Source organism: [Leptolyngbya] sp. PCC 7376, assembly GCF_000316605.1.
Taxonomy (GTDB): Bacteria; Cyanobacteriota; Cyanobacteriia; order Cyanobacteriales; family MRBY01; genus MRBY01.
In genome coordinates this window covers 990348-1009915 of the sequence record NC_019683.1, presented here as the reverse complement: position 1 = coordinate 1009915, position 19568 = coordinate 990348, and the positions used below count along the sequence as shown (strand labels likewise).

The following is a 19568-nucleotide window of genomic DNA, read 5'->3' as shown; positions in this document are numbered from 1 at the left end:
GTTAGCCTTAATAGAAGCATTTACTTCACGTTGGCGAAACAATGGCTCAAAGTGATAACCGTATCTGTATTGCTGTTCTTGATGGCCCTGTAGATCTAAAACACCCTTGTTTCAAAGGGGCAAATCTCACTGCACTGCCAAGTCTAGTTTCTGGTAAGACACGTAGTGATGGCGACATGTCTAAGCATGGAACTCACGTTGCTAGTGTTATTTTTGGTCAGCCAAATACCAGTGTCAAAGGAATTGCACCTTATTGTCATGGACTAATTGTGCCCGTATTTGCTGATGATCGCTGTAGTGTCAGCCAACTTGATCTGGCTAGGGGCATTGAGACAGCTGTAAATGCAGGGGCTAACATCATTAACTTTAGTGGTGGACAGCTAACAGATATGGGTGAGGCGGAAGGCTGGCTAGAAAATGCCGTACGTCTCTGCGAAGAAAAGAATGTTTTGCTTGTTGCCGCAGCTGGTAATGATGGTTGTGACTGTCTCCATGTACCTGCAGCTTTGTCGAATGTCTTAGCCGTAGGGGCAATGGATGCCAATGGAACACCTCTAGATTTCAGTAACTGGGGTGATATTTATCAGAATCAAGGTATTCTCGCACCTGGCCTAGATGTTCTAGGAGCAAGTCCAGGAGGCAGCACAGACAAACTCAATGGTACGAGTTTTGCCACCCCTATTGTGTCTGGTACAGCTGCTTTATTACTCAGCGAGCAAGTGCGGAATGGAGAAGAGCCAAACCCTCAACGGATACGCCAGATTCTTCTGCAAAGCGTGTTGCCTTGTGGTGATGATATCCCGGAAGGCGATCGCCGTTGCCTTGCCGGAAGGCTCAATCTTTCTGGCGCTTTTACTTTATTAACAGGAGCAAAGATGTCTCAAGAATTGGAAACTATCACAGCCTCTAGTGTGGAAGCATCCTGCGGTTGTGATGGCGGTTTGACCTCTCATCCACCGGATGCCACAACCACAGTCGAAAGTGAACCTGAGGCGATCACCACACCACAGCAAGAAATCCTTGCCCCAAATGAGGCGATACCAGCTTCTTTTGCCTCTCCACCACCTATAAACACATCAACACCCAATAATATGACCAACCAAGTAACCCCCAGTCAGGCACCTAGTGATCTCGATCAAAAACAACTTGCCTACGCCCTAGGAACCCTCGGTTATGACTTTGGTTCTGAAGCCCGTCGAGATACCTTCAAGCAGCTCATGCCTGCCTACGACATTGGAGGCACAATGGTTCCGGCAAATCCCTATGATGCCCGCCAGATGGTGGATTATTTAGCCAATGATATTTCGGAAGCTAGGTCGTTAATCTGGACACTAAATATCGAACTGACCCCTGTCTACGCCATCGAACCCAAAGGCCCTTTTGCCCGTGAAGCCTACATTGCTCTACAAGAGTTGCTTGCTGGTCAAATTCAGGCAGAAGATGATGAAAATTATATTGAGCGTGTCAGCATTCCCGGTGTGTTAACTGGGCGCACAGTTAAGCTTTTTTCTGGCCAGGTTGTGCCGATTATTGAACCCCAAAGTACACGAGGGCTTTATGGCTGGAAAGTTAATACTTTAGTCAATGCAGCCCTAGAAACCGTTACAGCCAGTGAAGGTGAGGCCGATGAAGAAGTTATGCGTCGTACCCTCGGCAGCTTCTTGAATCGTGTTTATTATGATCTCCGTAATCTCGGCACCACTTCTCAAGATCGCGCCTTAAATTTTGCCGTGACCAATGCTTTCCAAGCTGCCTCAACCTTTAGCCAAGCAGTAGCTCAGGGTATGGAACTCGATAGCATTTCTGTGGAGAAAAGTCCTTTTTGTCGGATGGATAGCGATTGTTGGGATGTGAAACTCAAATTTTTTGACCCTGAAAATAGCCGCCGTGCCAAGAAAATTTTCCGGTTCACTATTGATGTAAGCGATATGATTCCGGTCACTCTAGGTGAAGTAAAGTCCTGGTCATCTCCCTACTAAGACGATAAACAACGAGTCGTGCAATCCTCAGTAACTATCATGAAACTTCCTAAACTCTCTCCTCCTGTCAAAAGACCCCATTTCATTGAGCCTGCTTTGGCAGTAGATGTAGAACATGGTCGTACTGAGGATTTGGTGAATATTCGGATGGATTTGCTCCATGGCGCAAATTACAACGATCCTGCGGCATTTTCACCTGGTCATCAACATGCGATGTATTTTCCTTACAATGCCTCCAGATATAGCCGTTAATTTGTGATGTGTCACCTTTTCTTGTCTTCGTGCTGGGATGACGATCGCCTAATTAATTTTTAACGCGACTCATACCTTATTTTCTTCGGAGTTTGCTTTATGGCCACAGCGTCTTCCAAATTAAGTCTATTAAAGTTTAATGGTCAAAATTTGTTTATTGATTGTGGTCATCACATTGATCTCAATAGTACAAGTTTCACCATCGAATTTTGGGCCAAACGCATCGGCAAACAAAAATTTCATGTCGCTCTCCAACAAGGAAATACTGGGCATCATCAGTGTCTACATATTGGATTTAGACAAAACAATGTGTTTACCTTAGGCTTTTATTTCGATGATTTGGACACAAGTCAGACCTATACAGATAGCGTTTGGCACCATTGGAGCTGTGTTTATGATCGCGATCGCCAACATCAAGAGATCTTTTGTGATGGAAAATCTGTTGCATCTCGTACCTGCAAAAATCTTCAGACTAATGCCAATTTTTATATCGGTTGCCACTTAGGAAATCAATTATTTTTCAATGGTTTTCTTGCTGAGATACGTATTTGGAATCGTATTCGCACAGCAAGTGAAATCAAACAAAATATGAATACCCAGTTGAGTGGGCAAGAGACAAATTTAGTCAGCTATTGGCCATTAGATGAAGGAAGTGGAAAAACTGCTCACGATAAAACTGGTAACGGCAATAAAGGCACTATTCATAACGCAAATTGGCAACAAGTTAATGTCCCCTTTAAACCATATATTCCATCAGTAAAACAAGAGGATTCTTCTATGGCTAAAATTAGTTCACTGATGTTCAATGGCATAAATGATTATGTTTCCATACCCGACAATGCCAGTTTGCAGGTCTCAACATACACTACAGAAGCTTGGTTCAAGACTGCTGGAGCAGTAAAAGGTTGGTTTGGTGTAGCAGGAAAACCAGGACGAAGCCACAATATTTGGTTAACTGATAAACGGGTTTTTCATATTTTTCACACCACGAAAGATACAAACCGCCATGTAGATCCTCCCCACAATCTTTTTCAGTATGGACAATGGACTCATGTTGCAATAACTAACGATGGGAAAACAGCTAAAACCTATATCAATGGTCAACTAAAAGTCGAATGTCCAACTGGTGCTGCATTAGTCGTTGATAAAACGCCACTCTATATTGGCGGCGACTTGGATGGAGAAGACAGCAAAAACTTTTTTGCAGGTCAAATAGCAGAAGTACGGCTTTGGAATTACGCGCGATCGCCCCAAGAAATCACCCAAAATATGACCAAATGCCTTGCAGGTAATGAAACGGGTCTAGTGGGTTACTGGCCATTAGAAGAAGGTGGTGGCAGCATTGCCTATGACAAAACTGGGAACGGTAATAACGGCACAATTCATAGCGGCAGTTGGAAAACAGTCGAAGCTCCCTTTCAAAAATATATTTCACCAGCAAAACAAGAGGATTCTTCCATGGCTCAAACTCGTTCTGCCTTGAAATTTGTCAATGCAAAAAGCCCTTCAGATTACTTTCTTGTTAAACCTTTTTCACCAAGTCCCACTCATGCTTTAACTGTAGAATTTTGGCTCAAAGTTGCTTCAAATGGCCGGAATGCAGGTGTTCCTTTTGCTTTATCTTCTCCTAGTCGTGCCAATGAATTAGTTGTTTTTAATTGCAAAAATATAGAACTTTATATCCATGATTCCCAACACCAAGCAGGATCAGCAAGCTTTACAAAGGGTCAGTGGCAACATTGCGCTGTGACTTGGGAGAGTGCCACAGGTCAGATGCATTTGTATATCGATGGACAATCAGTATTCGACCCTGTTCTTGCGAAGGGTTTAGTCCTCGACCAAACAAGTGCTGTTATTCTCGGCCAAGACCCCGATAGTTATGGTGGCAGTTTTGATGTAAATCAAGCCTTTCAAGGAGAAATGACGGAACTGCGTATTTGGGATCATGTGCGCACCCCAGAAGAAATCCAAGCTCGAATGAATAAGTGTTGTACTGGCAAAGAAGCAGGTTTAGCGGGATATTGGCCTTTAGATGAAGGGGAAGGGGCGATCGCCAAAGATAAAACCAGTAACGGCAATAATGCTGAACTACATGGCGTTACATGGGTCACGACAGATGAATTAAAACTCACAAAGAGTCGCCTGAATTCTAAACATATACCAGTGGCTCAACCTCGGACTAATTCTGTCGGTTTAGAAGATTACGCCTATTGGTGGAAAGAAGTTGCCAAAGAACAGGCAGGAAAAAAAGAACAGCCAAAGAAATTCCGGCGCGGCCGAATCTGGTCTTAATCAGCCATTTTTCTCTCTATGACTCGAGATTATTTTTATTAACTAGTTATTGTTGCTAGAAAATATGCGCAATCATTTGACCAATTCGGTACAACCACTCCAAACTCAGGCAACTCAAACATCTGGGGTAGAAGATGTTCGCAGTTTGTACAACAGTAATGATCTTAATTTCAGTCGGCTAGTACCTGAACCTATCGCGAGGGAGCACAATCTTGCCCTTGCCCGTCGCATTGGGATACAACCTGGTCACTATATTTTGGATGCGGGATGTGGGGCTGGTGTTCCTGCCATTCATATTGCTCAAGCTTATCCGGGCACAAAAATTGAAGGGATGACTGTTTCTGATGTGGAAGCGACAGAAGCCCAAAGTCGAATTCAACTAGCCAATCTTGGCGATCGCCTCACAATACAACCAGGGGATTTTCACCATCTGCCATTCCCGGATGGGGTTTTTAATGTGGTGTTTTTTAACGACAGCATTAAATACAGCAATCAGATTCCTCAAGTGCTGGCAGAAGTTAAACGTGTACTGCGTCCTAACGGAATCTTATACATCACGGATCTGTTTTTAAAAGAGCCTCCTTTATCTCCTACCGAAAAAAGTGGCCTTTATAAAGCTCAGCAAGCTACACCACATCTTAGTCATGCTACAACGCTTAAGATGATGGTTGACTATATCGCCCAAGCAGGATTTCAAAGTATTCAATCTAATGGCAATATGGCTAATGAAATGCCTGCTCAAAGATTTCGTCTAGATAGTACAAAGTTGACATTCCCTGATGCTCCTCTGATCTATGGTGAAGTAAAAGCAATCAAGGCACAACAGCATCAAATCCAACACTTTCACTTAAGTAGTAGCTTTTCTAATAACTCCGCTTTAAACCATGGTCAAAATCCGAATGTACAGAAAATAAAGAAAGATATTGCTTACAACATAATTCAGAATATTGATGGGAGTAAAGAGAATAATATCAAGAAAAATCTCCGGTGTTTTCATGAACATAAAGCTGCTTTCAATGTAGAGAATTTTTACCCTCTTAATGAGTTTGAGACATTCCTGAAATCTCAAGAGAAATGCAATATGGATTGCTCTTGTAAAATTGATAGTGATAAGCTCCATGCAGGTCGTTTTAACCTGGTCTATCACAATCACTTAAATGATACAAAGAATTTTTATATAGCTCTTACAGACATTCTGAATTTCTTTGGGAAGGTAGAAAGCCGAGCAGGAATCAAACTAGACTACCAGCCATTACAGCAGTTTCTTGGACAAGATTTCAACTTCAAGCGACTATTTAGAGTTCTAGTAGGAGTTGATGCAAAGCCTGAAGTTTCAGAGTCTCGTTTAAAGTTATTTGTTTGGTTGAGAGATTATCCAGAAAAAGTCAAGGCTGCTTTAGATTTATATGGTGATTTTTCTAGTAAAGATGAAATTCGTTCGCTAATTCTTAATGACAATCTCCTTCTGGAATTTGACTTTCACTTCAATAACAGAACTGAAGTAAAACTTTATCCAACGTTGCATCGCGAAAATTTTCTGGGTTCACATCGAGAAATTTTAGGGAATATGCTACCAGCTAAAGCTTTATCTCTGTTGGAGATGTGTATGCAATTTCAGATTGGTTTTAGTCCATCAAACAAAAGCAATATTCTATATTTTTATCCCTTTAATTCAAAACATTTTCTACATTTCATTGGCAATGAGATGGTAGAGAAGGTTCAATCTTACTATCGGCATCAACCTTTAAAAAAAGTAGCTGTCTGTATACCTATAGCGGAGTTCGAGAATTATTCTATTAACAAAATAAATCTCTATTATTCTCTATCCTAAATCACTATTTTTGTGTTTTTTATATATTTTTTGCTAGTTTACTGGGGTCTATGGCAGTCGCCCCCAACCCAAAGCGACCGCCATCAAAGAACTATAAATAAAAGGAGAAATCCAATGAAAAAGAGAAATCTACACCCCCATGCTGCCAAGCCCGTTACTCGTATTACTACCGGACTCAAAGATGATTTGCTTAATGAGTATCCTGAAAGTGCTATCGATGTAAATGGAGAGGTCGCTCCTTCTAATGTATGGAGCTGGCTTAAGGACCATGCTTTGAAAGGCGATTTTATGTGGTAAGTATGGTCTATCTTAAAACACTCTAAAAATGAGTGAAAAAGCGACTTTCGTGAGTACTAGAGAGCTTCTTAACTCTTTAGTACTTGATTTCAATATTGAGTGGCGATCACTATTAACGAGTTAAACAATTACGGGAGAAATCCAATGAAAAGGAAAAATCTGCAACCTCAAACGACAAAGCCTGTTGTTCGTATTACCAGTGGTATCAAGGATGATCTACTGAATGACTTTCCTGAAGGTGCTGTTGATGTAAATGGAGCAATGATAACCTCTTCTAATTACTTGAGAACATTGCTCGGATTCACAAATGGTTATCCGATGTTTTAACCAAAAGAACTGAATCATAGCCTCTTGTTCGTGATCAAACTTAACTGTTGATAGTAATTGCCGTTGTTGTCATTTATTTAATTTTATTTTGTGCAAACTTTCATGACCAACTATCCTTTTACTCTTTCTCTCAACCCAAAAGTTCAGGTTGATACCACTGATGATAGTTATGTTTTGGGGGTTTCTCCGTCAACGGCTCCAGACTTTGCTTTACCAATTATTAATGGTATTGGAGAGGCGATCGCCCAACTCCAAGCAGGGCATTTCACTCACGATAAACTATTGCAATCCCTAGAAAATAGTGAAGAAGAGAACGTTAGAGAACAGTTTGACGCCACACTACAACAATTAGATGAGCAAGGATATCTAAATTACGCTGTATTACCTTTGGCGATCGCCATCCCGACAGAAAAAGATGCAGCCCTTGACCTAAACTCTCCTAATTGGGGTCAGGCCAAAGTGAGTCTATTGCCATCTGTCTCCCAGTCTCCCTATTCTGGGAAAATGGTATTGGAATCCCCTCACTCGAAATATCGAGTTGAACTTCAGGATTGGCGAGCCAGTGCTCTTGTGGCTCAACTAGCTCAACCCCAATCTTTACAACAGCTCACGCCACCACCTCAGCTTGGCCCTGAAACGGCTTACCAATTTCTCAATTTACTCTGGGCGACAGGTTTTCTCTCTACGGAGGGCGATGACAGCGAAGAAGTTACAGCAGAGAGACCGGAACTGTCTTTACCTGAAACGCTTGAAGTGAATGAGAGTATCTCAGAGGTTCTAGCAGAAAACTCAGCAGTGGATGGGGCGATCGCCTCCCATGAAGATGAAACAGAAGAAGAAGTAGAGACAACCCCAGTAGAAGAAGCCATAGAACAATCTGAAAAAGAAGACAATACGCCAATATCTGAAATTACAATTTCTGAACAGACTGATAGAGAGACTGTCCCAGAGCAAACGACTGCACTATATCCCCATGATCTTGATGATCGAATTTCGGGTCTTGCGGAGCTACGGAACCAAACCCTTGGCGATCCTCGGATAACCATTGCAATTCTGGGTGGAGATCCAGATCATTCTCTATCTTGTTTTGAAGGGGCAGACATCTCAAAAGTTTTTCCTAATGGAGAAGAATCCACAGCACCCATTGCAATGGAGGATTATCAAAAATTTCAGGCGATTAGTAGTGATGAAAGCCTTGATCAAGAAGCTAAAGCCGAGGCGATCACCAGCACATTTTCAGAGCAAACTCTGAGCCGTATTTATCGCGATAACGATGCTTGCCACGCCACCAGTACTATCGTGGGTCAACCCAATACCTCTGCTCCGGGTTTAGCACCGAACTGCCGTGTGATTAATGTGCCTCTGACTGTTGCTGGTGATGAAGAATTTATTACTCCAGCCAACTTAGCCCATGCTCTAGAACAGGCTCTAGATTTAGACGCAAATATTGTCCACTGCTCTGCCTATAATCCCACCTCTAGCGAAGAAGGAAAAGACTTATTACTCAACGCCCTAGAGAAATGTCAGCAAAAAAATGTTCTTGTGATTAGTCCCACAGGTAACAACCAAGATGAATCGGTCAGTATGGCTGCATTTTTACCGGGAGTTCTATCAGTGGGTGCTCTAACATCTGATGGTCTTCCCTATAAATATAGTCATGGGACAAGTGATGGGAATAGTGCTCTAGAAGGAATTATGGTTCCGGGTAGCGACATCCTAGGGGCACAACCCGCCAATGAAGCACCGATTCGCCTCCAGGGAGCTAGTGTGGCGGCTCCAGTGATGACAGGGTTAAGTGGTTTATTAATGAGTTTGCAATTGCAGCGGGATAAACCGATTGATGCAGAGGCAGTGCGAGCAGCATTACTCAATACAGCTATTCCTTGTAATCCTGAAACAGTTGAAGAGCCAGACCTCTATCTACAAGGCACTGTGAATTTACCGAGTGCAATGAAGTTACTGTTTGATTCTGGAGTCACTATTTCTTTTGCAGGCGATCGCGTTACTCGCACAGAGCACCAAGATGGGGCGATCGCCTCGGCCATTCCCTCACTGCATCAACCCACTGAAATAGCTCCTCTCACTACATCCCCTGATATCAACTCAACACCAGCAGCACCCAACCATCTGCAACCCACCAACGTAAAACCAAGCACAGCATTCTCTGGTCATGTTTATGCTCTGGGCACTCTAGGGTATGACTTTGGTGACGAAGCCCGCCGAGATACATTCAAACAAACGATGGCACCCACCGAAGTGAATGGAGTAATGGTTCCGGGCAACCCCTATGACATACAACAGATGATCGAACATCTCGATCAGAATCCCGATGCAGCCCACTCACTAATTTGGACGCTGAGTTTAGACCAAAATACGATTTATGTGCTTGAACCTAAGGGCCCCTTTGCCGACGACACCTATGAAATGTTCTTATTGATGTTGGCTGGCCAAAATGAACCCATTGATAGCCCAGAATTTATTGAGCGTATTAGTATTCCTGCAAGACGAACCCATCGCACCGCAGAACTTTTTTCTGGAGAAATGATACCTGTCGTTAATGTCCTCAATCCACGGGGAATGTATGGCTGGACAATACCGAGCTTAGTAGACAATGCGATCGCTACAGTTCTTGATGAAACGGCAGATACTGGGGAAGCGACAGTTAACCCAGAAACTCTACGGGAAGGACTCACCGCATTCTTAAATCGGGTTTACTACGATCTACATAACGTTGGGCAAACCTCCCGCGATCGCGCCTTAAATTTTGCGGTGACTAATACTTTCCAAGCTACTAGTGCTTTTACAGAGGCGATCGCCTCTGGCCGCAAACTCGACACCATTGATGTAGAAAAAAGTCCTTACTGTCGTCTCAATAGTGATTGTTGGGATGTACTACTCACCTTCTTTGACCCAGAACACGGGCGGCGATCACGGCAAGTTTTCCGCTTCACTTTAGACGTATCCGACAACATTCCTGTAACAGTTGGCAAACTAAAACGTTGGTCAATCCCCGGCAAACAAGCCTAAACTTGATTTTCTTCATTTCCAAAAACTTAGTGACTCACCAATACATTGATGAAAGCAAATGTCGCAAGAATCAAAGCGTTAATCATTGGGCACAATCCTTTATCTGTCTTTTCTATAACGTTCAGGGTGTTATAGCGTTTTGCCCTCGTTGCGTACAGAATACCATAAAACCAGATTTACAGAAAACCAGATAGTTGATATTGTTCTTTTTGCTCTCACAGATATAGAATCAAGCTATCTAACGTGAGTTCGGGATAAGGAAATGAGGTTCTAATCAAGCTGAAGAGAGGGTTTCTTAGGCTGATGACAATAGGCAATCAAGCCACACAGCAAATTGACACAGAAGTTCGCTGGACTACGATGTCTAGAGTGCTCAATCTGAGAAATGTTCTTCAGTTGGTCAATCACGGTTTCAATCAAAGCTCGTTTACGAGCGATGAATGTATCTTGCCAGAGCATCAAGTGATTCTCCATATTGCGGCGAGGCTTAGCAATTAACATCACATCATGTTCTTCTTTGAGATGTTGTGCCAGAGCTTGGGACACATAGCCCTTATCTCCAAAAACTTTGCCGAATAAATTCCGTAACAGTTCAACGACAGGCTTTCTGTCATCAATATTGCCAGGAGTGATTTGTACATGAAGTAATTCTCCTCGGTCATTAATGACCAGATGGAGTTTGAAGCCAAAGAACCACCCAACAGAGGTTTTACCTCTAGCGGCATGACCGTTAAAGACTCGATGTTGGGCAATACGGCGATTGTGACAAACTTTGATACTGGTGGCATCAATGAAACTAATGCCTGTGCAATCTCCATAACAGTCACATAAATAGGCACATAGAGGCACTAAGCTGGAGGGCATCCATGCCACAAAGCGTTGATAACTCACTGCTTTGGGAAAGGCTTTTTGCCAATAGTGTCGCACCATCAGGAGATAGAAATGCTTGAAATTACGATAGTGAGATTGATGAAATGCAATCAGTATCGTCATCACCTCACTCAAGCTTAGGCTTCTAGAACGGTGACGATACCTTTTGCAAGAGCTAAGTAATTCTTGATGCCACTGAGGTTCAAAGACCTGGCAGAAATCGTCAACGTCACAAAATAAAGCGTCTAAACTAAGCATAGGAGAAAGCTGTGGATTGGTTTCAACTGCCACGATATGAGCTTTCTTCTTTTCTTTCCTTATCCAGAACTCACTTTATCTTGAAAACCAGATAACCAGAAATGCAGATTATTGCTGTCACTGGATACAAAGGCGGTGTAGGAAAATCAACTTCCGCTATTCACATAGCCGCATACCTTGCCCGAAATCATAAAACCATACTCATAGATGGTGACCTAAATCGGACTGCTGTTAATTGGAGTCAGAGAGGCGAGATGCCTTTTACTGTTGCAGATGAGCGTCAAGCTATGCGCGTCATGTCCTGTCATGATTATGCAGTGATTGATACCCCAGCTCGACCCAACAGCGATGACTTACAGGAACTAGCGAAGGGTTGTGACTTGCTCATCCTGCCAACAACTCCAGACGTTGTGAGCCTAGAGCCAATGCTAGCGATCGCCAATGATATCGGAGACGCAAAGTATTGAGCATTGTTAACTATCGTGCTGCCTTATCCGAGCAAAGAAGGTGAAACCATGCGCAATGAATTGACTAGCAATGGCGTACCCACATTCCAAAGCATGATTAGGCGCAGCTCTACATTTCAGAAAGCAGCTCTAGTTGGTAAACCAGTAAACCAGATGTCTGGTAGAGATAAAGTCCCTTAGAATGATTTTGAGGCACTAGGTAAGGAAATTTTTGAGGTACTAAAAAAATGAGCGGCAAATTTGGAGACATCATCGGTAAGGCAAAGCAAACCAGTAAACCAGTAAACCAGACAACTGGTAAGCCAGAAAAACAGATTTCGACAAAATCTACTGAAGCAGAAAAAATGGTCAATCTTTGTGTGAAAGTTCCTAAGTCACTGCGCCAGCATTGGGCGGCTGAGGCGAAACGTCAAGGCATCACAATGACTGAAGTGATCACAGAAGCTCTTAACCAGAAATTTGGTAAACCATAAAACCAGAAAACAGTAACTGGAACATAATAAAAATCTACGTAACGTGAGTTCGGGATAAGGGCAACAGGAAAAAAGTCATTCCTAATCTACGTGAGTTCTGGATAAGGAATGATAGGTCTAATCAAGCTGTAAAGAAGGTTTTTTGGGTTGATGGCAGTAAGCAATCAGCCCACACAGCAAGTTCACACAAAAGTTTGTGGGACTGCGATGTCGGGAATGTTCAATCTGTGAGATGTTCTTCAGTTGGTCAATAACTGTCTCAATCAAAGCCCGCTTACGAGCAAAAAGTTTATCTTGATAAACCATCAAATGATGCTTCATATTTCGACGAGGTTTAGCCATTAGGGTCACCTCATGTTCCTCTTGAAGATGCTGGGCTAAAGATTGTGAGACATAGCCTTTATCGGCAAAGACTTTACCCCATAAGTCTTGCCATAACTCCACTATAGGTTGGCGGTCATCGGTATTTCCAGGCGTCACTTAGACGTTGAGTAATTCTCCTCGCTCATTGATGACCAGGTGTAGTTTGAAGCCGAAGAACCATCCCACCGAAGTCTTGCCCCTTGCCGCGCAACCTTCAAAAACACGGTGTTGAGAGATACGGCGATTATGGCAAACCTTGATGCTGGTGGCATCAATGAAGCTAATACCAGTGTATTGTCCGAAGCATCGTCGCAGATATGTACAGAGAGGAATCAAGCTCGAAAGTATCCATGTCACAAAGCGTTGATAGCTCACAGCTAGAGGAAACTCTTGTTGCCAATCGCATTTCACCTTGATGAGATAGAAATGCTTGAAATTTCGATAGTGAGATTGATGGAAAGCAATGAGAATAGTCATCACCTCACTCAGACTGAGGCTTCTCTGACGGCGACGGTATTTTTTGCCAGAGCTGAGTAACGCTTGATGCCATAAGGGTTCAAAGATTCGACAGAAATCATCAACATGGCAAAACAGAGCCTCTAGACTGGACATGGGAGAAAGCCGTGGATTCGTTACAACTTCCACGATATGGGCTTTCTCCTTTTCTTTCCTTATCCAGAACTCACGTTAATCTGGGTTTGAGGCTTCTTTATTCTTTATTGAGCAGCGATTATTTTATGCAATATTCTACTGATTGAGCTCGATCAATACGATATTTTCAATTAGAATGCTTTGTTGCGAATCAGTGCATAGATAAAATTCCAAACAAACTCTTGATTTATAGGAGTTTCAGGCTAACTCGTCGGAATTTCATCCTAATTCCTTAGAGGATGTCTGAAAAGATTAGTGGGGAGAGAAAAAGTTAGAGATTTAGTCTGAAAGAGTACTCAAATCCCTAACCGAAAAAGATGCCTCTATCCTATCCAACAGACCTTACCGATGAACAATGGTCTCTTATCGAAACCTTATTACCTCCAGCGAAATCCGGCGGTCGTCCTCGTTCTATTAATCTACGCTGTGTTCTCAATGCCATACTCTACGTTTTGAGGGGCAGGGCTGTTTCATTCTTGAGAGAAAGAAGCTAAGCAGTACACAACGATAGTAAAAACGGTAATCGGTGAGAAATCAGAGCTATGGCTTCCGTTATGGATGAATAGCCGTTCAATCTCAATAGCGAGATTACCCAACTACGGAAGATGGCAAAGTTCTCTGGAGCATGGCCATCTTTTTGTTGTGCTTTGTCTTCCCCAAGAAGTGCATCCTTTACCCAATGTAGGTTGTTCTCGATTTGCCAATGCTGTCGAATTACTCGACTCAGCTTTAGTCCTTGTGGTGGTAATGAAGTGATGTAGAACATCTGATTTTCATAGTCTTGGCTCTGCCTCTGTCCCCACCGAGTCATGCGGACAACGGATTGTATATCCTTCCATTCTGGCGTTAGTGAAGTCGGCACAGACCAGACTTCTACTCGCTTTTTTCAGAACGACCATGACCAACATTTTGGGATTCATGTTGAGCGATTGGCTTTTGTTCCTGACAGTAGTTTGTTAAAGCTTGATACAGCTTTTTCTGGTTGCCTTTGACTGTCACTAGGTAGTCATGTCCGCGTTGTCTGAGTAACTGGATTGTTTTTTTGAGTGTGTAAGGCATCTAAAGTCACAGTGACTGATGGTAAATCTAACTCTGTCAGTAATTGCCGGATTACTGAGATCTCACTCTCTTTCTTATTCCGACTCATTTTCATGCCCAAAACAACTTGTCGCTGCTGACAGAATAAAGACACTGCTGTGACAAAATCTTGACTCTTGTTGTCATAGTTTTTGCACGGTGTTTTTGAGGGATTTACCGTCCCCAGCCACAATGTCTCCCTTTCTCACATATTGTCTTGCCCATTGGTTAAAGACTTGTGTCACTTGCTGGAAATCTAATTCCATCATCACTCGCCGTACCGTTGAGTAGGAGGGGACACGAGCTTCAGGAATCTGTAAGGTGCTAATCAGCTCCCGGCGATGTCGCTCAATAAATCGCCCAATACCTCGATATCCCCATTCACCACTCATACCTGCCATGATGATTATCAGTAATATCAAAGATAATGAGTGTCTTCGTCCGGAAGCCTGTCTCGGGTCTTCAATACGACTCAGTGCATCGAGTAAGCTTTCGCTCATTTTTCATCGTTGAACGCCTATCTCCTCTTATTCTCTCTATTTTCTCGACAGAATGAAACAACCCTGCGTTTTGAGGGGTGGTATCGCATGGCGGTTGTTGCCTCATGATTTTCCTAAGTGGCAAACGGTTTACCACTACTTTCGCCAATGGCGTAACGACGGCACTTGGCAAAGGATTAACCCTCAGCTTCATCAGTGGGAGAGAACGATGAGTCATGACCTCCCTCTTCTCCAAGCTATGGGGTGGTGGATTCTCAATCGGTGGATACCGCAACAATGATTCACCAAGATGTCGGTGTGGATGGCAACAAACGCATCAAAGGTCGTAAACGCCATGTGATGGTTGATAGCTTGGGCATCCCTCTATAGCAGCGAAGGAGAAGGTTAGGACATAGAACAGAAGGCTATTCTGATGGCATCGAACAAATCCTCAGTCTTCTTGATGAGCTTACTTACCTCCTTCTTTAACCTCCCCCAAAACTTCTCTATCTTGTTCAGGTGTGGTGAGTAGGGTGGCAAAATATCACTTCACATCCTGCCTTCGCCACCAATGTTTGTATTCTTTCCTCTGGATGAACACTGGCATTATCCAGAATAATAATTTGACCCGGAATCAACTCTGGCACTAAGCAATCCTCTACCCATTGGCAAACTAAGGCGCTGTTGGCATAGCCCTCAAATACCATCGGTGCTATCTGCTCTCCCTCTCGCCATCCTCCAATCACGCTAACTCGTTCTGTACGATGACCTAACTTCTCTGCGATAAACCTCTCTGACTTATGGCAGTAGCCATACCCATAATCTAAGGTATTATCAAATCCACTTTCATCGATATATACGAGTCGTTCTTGGCCATACTGCTTCAGTTGTGCCACAAATGCTTTTTCTAATTCTTTATCTCTCTCTCTTGATATCGATAGGTCTTTTCGAGTAAATTCAATTTCCGTAGAGCTTCACGTCTGGATGCATCACTAATAGACTCTGGCCATTTCTCCGCCATTTCCTTCTGGGTTAGATGCCCATATTCCTCTGCAAAAGCACGAAAAGCATCTAGATCATTAATCTTCGGTTGAGGGCCTCGACGGTAATCTGTCTTCGGTAGCGACTGAACCGATTTTCTCTCGTTGTTTCAGCCACAGGTCTAGCGTATTTTCGGCTAATACCAAAGAAGCGACAGATATCACTTTTTTCGTTCACCTTTATCGAAGGCGGCAACAGCTTTTTAGGCGTAAATCAAGACTATGGGGAGCAGGCATGGCATCTATGTTTATTGCTTCTATCCTATTCTGTCTTAACCCACTCCTTGCCTGCTATATTTGATTATCCAGCTCCCATCCGCCGCATCATTTACACCACCAATGCCATTGAGGCGGTCAATCGCTCTTTGGGCAAGGTGTGAAAAACCAAGGGCATGTTCCCCCATGCAGATGCTGCCCTGAAATTGCTGTATTTAGCCCTGAAGCATTTGATGAAGAGATGGACGATACCAATACAATACCCCATTGGAAAAGGGGCTTAAGCTATTTTGCCATTGATAATCCAGAGTATTTTCTTCACTAATTTTCTTTGCTTACACAAAATTCTTGACACTCCCAAGAAAAAGGAGAAAGTGCATATTGTGGAAGTCGATAAGCAGTTCACTACCTTCTCCCATGACCAGTCTAGAACCTTTGTTTTGTGCTGTTGATGATGTCTGCCAAGTCTTCGAACCTCAATGGCAACAACAGCTGCTGGCCTCGAAACAACGGCGGCGACGTCGCTCAAGAAGCTTGAGTTTAAGCGAGATAATGACGATATTGATTGCATTTCATCAATCTCACTATCGTAATTTCAAGTATTTCTATCTCATCAATGTGCGTCATCACTGGCGAGGAGCCTTTCCCAGAGCCGTGAGTGACCAACGTTTTGTGGAGTGGATGCCTTCGACGTTAGTACCTCTATGTGTCTACCTACAGCACTGTTATGGTCAATGCACAGGTATTAGTTTCATTGATGCCACCAGTATCAAGGTTTGTCACAATCGCCGCATCTCTCAACATCGCGTTTTGATGGCCATGCCGCTCGAGGTGAAACCTCTGTGGGTTGGTTCTTTTGACCTCTTGCAAAAGGGGTGAGAGTAGGTAAAAAAGAGGAAAGTATCAGAGTCATAGCGATAAAAATGCCAACTTACGAACAGCTCCAACATTTATCTCCAGAACAATTCAGGAGAGCCTGTGGAGTTAAACTTCAGACCTTCAATCGTCTGGTAGAGGTCCTAGCAGAAGCTAAAGCAAAGCAAAAACCTGGTCGTCCCAGTATTTTATCCCTGGAAAATCAGTTACTCCTCACCTTGGAATATCTGAGGGAATATCGCACTTATTTTCCTATCGCTCAATCATGGGGCATTCATGAATCAACAGTTTGTCGCATGGTGCAAAAAACAGAGAATACACTCATCAAAGAAACCGATTGCCACTGACCCGGCATGAAACAGCTCCATGGTTCAGAAGAGTTATCTCTAACAGTAGTGGCGATGGATGCCACAGAACAGGCGATTGAAAAGCCTAAAAAAACAACGTCTTTACTACTCAGGGAGAAAGAAGCATCATTCCCTTAAAGCTCAAATAGTTATTGCTTGGCAGTGGGCACAGATTATCTGTTGTGACTGTGAGAAAGGTAGCACCCATGACTTCAAACTACTCAAAAAGAGTAGAGTGCATTTTCAGCAGGGACAACTCTGCCTTGCCGACGCCGGATATCAAGGTCTACACAAGCGGCATCAGCGGAGTCACACTCCTCACAAGAAGCCTAAAGGAGGAGAGTTGACTGCGGAACAGAAACAGGAGAATCAGCTCTTAGCAGCTCAAAGAATCATCATTGAGATGGTATTCAGAATGCTCAAAAGATTTCGTATATTATCCAGTCGATATCGTAACCGCCGTCGGAGATGGGGATTAAGACTCAATCTCATCGCTGGTCTCTACAATTTTGAATTGCCATAACCTTTTGCACGAGGTCAAACCTACAAACCATTTACGAAATAGTGAACAACGCTATGCGACCCTTGCGACTGCTGCTCCGGTTGGGATTTTTCGTACCAATGCTGCGGGACATTGTATAGCAGGCAAGGAGTGGGTTAAGACAGAATAGGATAGAAGCAATAAACATAGATGCCATGCCTGCTCCCCATAGTCTTGATTTACGCCTAAAAGCTGTTGCCGCCTTCGATAAAGGTGAACGAAAAAGTGATATCTGTCGCTTCTTTGGTATTAGCCGAAATACGCTAGACCTGTGGCTGAAACAACGAGAGAAAATCGGTTCAGTCGCTCCGAAGACAGATTACCGTCGAGGCCCTCAACCGAAGATTAATGATCTAGATGCTTTTCGTGCTTTTGCAGAGGAATATGGGCATCTAACCCAGAAGGAAATGGCGGAGAAATGGCCAGAGTCTATTAGTGATGCATCCAGACGTGAAGCTCTACGGAAATTGAATTTACTCGAAAAAAAGACCTATCGATATCAAGAGAGAGATAAAGAATTAGAAAAAGCATTTGTGGCACAACTGAAGCAGTATGTCCAAGAACGACTCGTATATATCGATGAAAGTGGATTTGATAATACCTTAGATTATGGGTATGGCTACTGCCATAAGTCAGAGAGGTTTATCGCAGAGAAGTTAGGTCATCGTATAGAACGAGTTAGCGTGATTGGAGGATGGCGAGAGGGAGAGCAGATAGCACCGATGGTATTTGAGGGCTATGCCAACAGCGCCTTAGTTTGCCAATGGGTAGAGGATTGCTTAGTGCCAGAGTTGATTCCGGGTCAAATTATTATTCTGGATAATGCCAGTGTTCAATCCAAAGGAAAGAATACAAACATTGGTGGCGAAGGCAGGATGTGAAGTGATATTTTGCCACCCTACTCACCACACCTGAACAAGATAGAGAAGTTTTGGGGGAGGTTAAAGAAGGAGGTAAGTAAGCTCATCAAGAAGACTGAGGATTTGTTCGATGCCATCAGAATAGCCTTCTGTTCTATGTCCTAACCTTCTCCTTCGCTGCTATAGAGGGATGCCCAAGCTATCAACCATCACATGGCGTTTACGACCTTTGATGCGTTTGTTGCCATCCACACCGACATCTTGGTGAATCATTGTTGCGGTATCCACCGATTGAGAATCCACCACCCCATAGCTTGGAGAAGAGGGAGGTCATGACTCATCGTTCTCTCCCACTGATGAAGCTGAGGGTTAATCCTTTGCCAAGTGCCGTCGTTACGCCATTGGCGAAAGTAGTGGTAAACCGTTTGCCACTTAGGAAAATCATGAGGCAACAACCGCCATGCGATACCACCCCTCAAAACGCAGGGTTGTTTCATTCTGTCGAGAAAATAGAGAGAATAAGAGGAGATAGGCGTTCAACGATGAAAAATGAGCGAAAGCTTACTCGATGCACTGAGTCGTATTGAAGACCCGAGACAGGCTTCCGGACGAAGACACTCATTATCTTTGATATTACTGATAATCATCATGGCAGGTATGAGTGGTGAATGGGGATATCGAGGTATTGGGCGATTTATTGAGCGACATCGCCGGGAGCTGATTAGCACCTTACAGATTCCTGAAGCTCGTGTCCCCTCCTACTCAACGGTACGGCGAGTGATGATGGAATTAGATTTCCAGCAAGTGACACAAGTCTTTAACCAATGGGCAAGACAATATGTGAGAAAGGGAGACATTGTGGCTGGGGACGGTAAATCCCTCAAAAACACCGTGCAAAAACTATGACAACAAGAGTCAAGATTTTGTCACAGCAGTGTCTTTATTCTGTCAGCAGCGACAAGTTGTTTTGGGCATGAAAATGAGTCGGAATAAGAAAGAGAGTGAGATCTCAGTAATCCGGCAATTACTGACAGAGTTAGATTTA

Annotated in this window: 18 protein-coding genes and 6 pseudogenes; 16 read left to right on the top strand and 8 right to left on the bottom strand. The window is 43.4% G+C overall.

Annotation, left to right across the window (positions count from 1 at the left end):
- Positions 1 to 41 precede the first annotated feature (41 nt).
- The 7 genes from LEPTO7376_RS04525 (at position 42) to LEPTO7376_RS04495 (ending at position 10005) form a co-directional block, all read left to right on the top strand.
- Positions 42 to 1979 (top strand): PatA/PatG family cyanobactin maturation protease, encoded by a 1938-nt coding sequence (locus LEPTO7376_RS04525; RefSeq protein ID WP_015133055.1) that lies wholly within the window; start codon positions 42 to 44, stop codon positions 1977 to 1979.
- A 39-nt stretch (positions 1980 to 2018) separates the two neighbouring features.
- Positions 2019 to 2231: a cyanobactin biosynthesis system PatB/AcyB/McaB family protein gene (locus LEPTO7376_RS04520; protein ID WP_015133054.1), complete on the top strand. Its 213-nt coding sequence runs from the start codon at positions 2019 to 2021 to the stop codon at positions 2229 to 2231.
- 99 nt (positions 2232 to 2330) lie between these two features.
- Complete coding sequence (locus LEPTO7376_RS04515; RefSeq protein WP_015133053.1) at positions 2331 to 4523, top strand: LamG-like jellyroll fold domain-containing protein; 2193 nt, start codon at positions 2331 to 2333, stop codon at positions 4521 to 4523.
- 64 nt (positions 4524 to 4587) lie between these two features.
- The gene (locus LEPTO7376_RS04510) at positions 4588 to 6354 is read left to right on the top strand and encodes a LynF/TruF/PatF family peptide O-prenyltransferase (RefSeq protein ID WP_015133052.1); all 1767 of its coding nucleotides are present in this window, start codon (positions 4588 to 4590) and stop codon (positions 6352 to 6354) included.
- Between the two features lie 114 nt (positions 6355 to 6468).
- Positions 6469 to 6651: a DUF5837 family cyanobactin class RiPP gene (locus tag LEPTO7376_RS04505; RefSeq protein WP_015133051.1), complete on the top strand. Its 183-nt coding sequence runs from the start codon at positions 6469 to 6471 to the stop codon at positions 6649 to 6651.
- A gap of 144 nt (positions 6652 to 6795) precedes the next feature.
- A complete protein-coding gene (locus tag LEPTO7376_RS04500) occupies positions 6796 to 6978 on the top strand; it encodes a DUF5837 family cyanobactin class RiPP (RefSeq protein WP_015133050.1) in 183 nt (60 codons plus the stop codon).
- Positions 6979 to 7080: 102 nt separating this feature from the next.
- The gene (locus LEPTO7376_RS04495; RefSeq protein ID WP_015133049.1) at positions 7081 to 10005 is read left to right on the top strand and encodes a PatA/PatG family cyanobactin maturation protease; all 2925 of its coding nucleotides are present in this window, start codon (positions 7081 to 7083) and stop codon (positions 10003 to 10005) included.
- A 270-nt stretch (positions 10006 to 10275) separates the two neighbouring features.
- Here LEPTO7376_RS04495 and LEPTO7376_RS04490 read toward each other — a convergent pair whose 3' ends face one another.
- Complete coding sequence (locus tag LEPTO7376_RS04490; protein ID WP_015133048.1) at positions 10276 to 11133, bottom strand: IS982 family transposase; 858 nt, start codon at positions 11131 to 11133, stop codon at positions 10276 to 10278.
- Between the two features lie 101 nt (positions 11134 to 11234).
- Here LEPTO7376_RS04490 and LEPTO7376_RS04485 point away from each other — a divergent pair, with 101 nt between their 5' ends.
- Both LEPTO7376_RS04485 and LEPTO7376_RS04480 read left to right on the top strand, forming a co-directional pair.
- The gene (locus tag LEPTO7376_RS04485; protein ID WP_264308975.1) at positions 11235 to 11600 is read left to right on the top strand and encodes a ParA family protein; all 366 of its coding nucleotides are present in this window, start codon (positions 11235 to 11237) and stop codon (positions 11598 to 11600) included.
- 227 nt (positions 11601 to 11827) lie between these two features.
- Complete coding sequence (locus LEPTO7376_RS04480; protein ID WP_015133045.1) at positions 11828 to 12073, top strand: hypothetical protein; 246 nt, start codon at positions 11828 to 11830, stop codon at positions 12071 to 12073.
- Positions 12074 to 12190: 117 nt separating this feature from the next.
- Here LEPTO7376_RS04480 and LEPTO7376_RS04475 read toward each other — a convergent pair.
- Positions 12191 to 13048 (bottom strand): annotated as a pseudogene (locus LEPTO7376_RS04475) (IS982 family transposase).
- Between the two features lie 356 nt (positions 13049 to 13404).
- Here LEPTO7376_RS04475 and LEPTO7376_RS25580 point away from each other — a divergent pair.
- Positions 13405 to 13542 (top strand): annotated as a pseudogene (locus tag LEPTO7376_RS25580) (transposase); the annotation flags it as partial.
- 35 nt (positions 13543 to 13577) lie between these two features.
- Here LEPTO7376_RS25580 and LEPTO7376_RS27305 read toward each other — a convergent pair.
- The 3 genes from LEPTO7376_RS27305 to LEPTO7376_RS27295 form a co-directional block, all read right to left on the bottom strand.
- On the bottom strand, positions 13578 to 13949 hold the full coding sequence (locus LEPTO7376_RS27305) for an ISAs1 family transposase (protein ID WP_051188716.1): 372 nt from the start codon (positions 13947 to 13949) through the stop codon (positions 13578 to 13580).
- 11 nt (positions 13950 to 13960) lie between these two features.
- Positions 13961 to 14146, bottom strand: a complete 186-nt coding sequence (locus tag LEPTO7376_RS27300) for a hypothetical protein (RefSeq protein ID WP_051188715.1) — start codon at positions 14144 to 14146, stop codon at positions 13961 to 13963.
- Between the two features lie 161 nt (positions 14147 to 14307).
- The gene (locus LEPTO7376_RS27295; RefSeq protein WP_051188713.1) at positions 14308 to 14664 is read right to left on the bottom strand and encodes a transposase family protein; all 357 of its coding nucleotides are present in this window, start codon (positions 14662 to 14664) and stop codon (positions 14308 to 14310) included.
- 52 nt (positions 14665 to 14716) lie between these two features.
- On the opposite strand from LEPTO7376_RS27295, the gene LEPTO7376_RS24390 reads away from it, so the two are divergent.
- A complete protein-coding gene (locus LEPTO7376_RS24390; protein ID WP_071880675.1) occupies positions 14717 to 14944 on the top strand; it encodes a transposase in 228 nt (75 codons plus the stop codon).
- 104 nt (positions 14945 to 15048) lie between these two features.
- On the opposite strand, the pseudogene LEPTO7376_RS28905 reads toward LEPTO7376_RS24390, so the two are convergent.
- Both LEPTO7376_RS28905 and LEPTO7376_RS28900 read right to left on the bottom strand, forming a co-directional pair.
- Positions 15049 to 15920, bottom strand: a pseudogene (locus LEPTO7376_RS28905) (IS630 family transposase).
- Positions 15921 to 15955: 35 nt separating this feature from the next.
- Positions 15956 to 16087: a hypothetical protein gene (locus LEPTO7376_RS28900; protein WP_015133047.1), complete on the bottom strand. Its 132-nt coding sequence runs from the start codon at positions 16085 to 16087 to the stop codon at positions 15956 to 15958.
- 229 nt (positions 16088 to 16316) lie between these two features.
- Here LEPTO7376_RS28900 and LEPTO7376_RS04450 point away from each other — a divergent pair.
- The 4 genes and pseudogenes from LEPTO7376_RS04450 to LEPTO7376_RS04435 all read left to right on the top strand — a co-directional run.
- Positions 16317 to 16756 (top strand): annotated as a pseudogene (locus LEPTO7376_RS04450) (transposase); the annotation flags it as partial.
- A 66-nt stretch (positions 16757 to 16822) separates the two neighbouring features.
- A pseudogene (locus LEPTO7376_RS23190) lies at positions 16823 to 17645 on the top strand (IS5 family transposase).
- 4 nt (positions 17646 to 17649) lie between these two features.
- Complete coding sequence (locus tag LEPTO7376_RS26195) at positions 17650 to 17793, top strand: hypothetical protein (protein ID WP_160148370.1); 144 nt, start codon at positions 17650 to 17652, stop codon at positions 17791 to 17793.
- A gap of 25 nt (positions 17794 to 17818) precedes the next feature.
- Positions 17819 to 18688 (top strand): annotated as a pseudogene (locus LEPTO7376_RS04435) (IS630 family transposase).
- Positions 18689 to 18792: 104 nt separating this feature from the next.
- On the opposite strand, the gene LEPTO7376_RS24380 reads toward LEPTO7376_RS04435, so the two are convergent.
- Positions 18793 to 19020 (bottom strand): transposase, encoded by a 228-nt coding sequence (locus LEPTO7376_RS24380; RefSeq protein WP_071880675.1) that lies wholly within the window; start codon positions 19018 to 19020, stop codon positions 18793 to 18795.
- Positions 19021 to 19072: 52 nt separating this feature from the next.
- On the opposite strand from LEPTO7376_RS24380, the gene LEPTO7376_RS27275 reads away from it, so the two are divergent.
- Positions 19073 to 19429: a transposase family protein gene (locus LEPTO7376_RS27275; RefSeq protein WP_051188713.1), complete on the top strand. Its 357-nt coding sequence runs from the start codon at positions 19073 to 19075 to the stop codon at positions 19427 to 19429.
- Positions 19430 to 19568 lie beyond the last annotated feature (139 nt).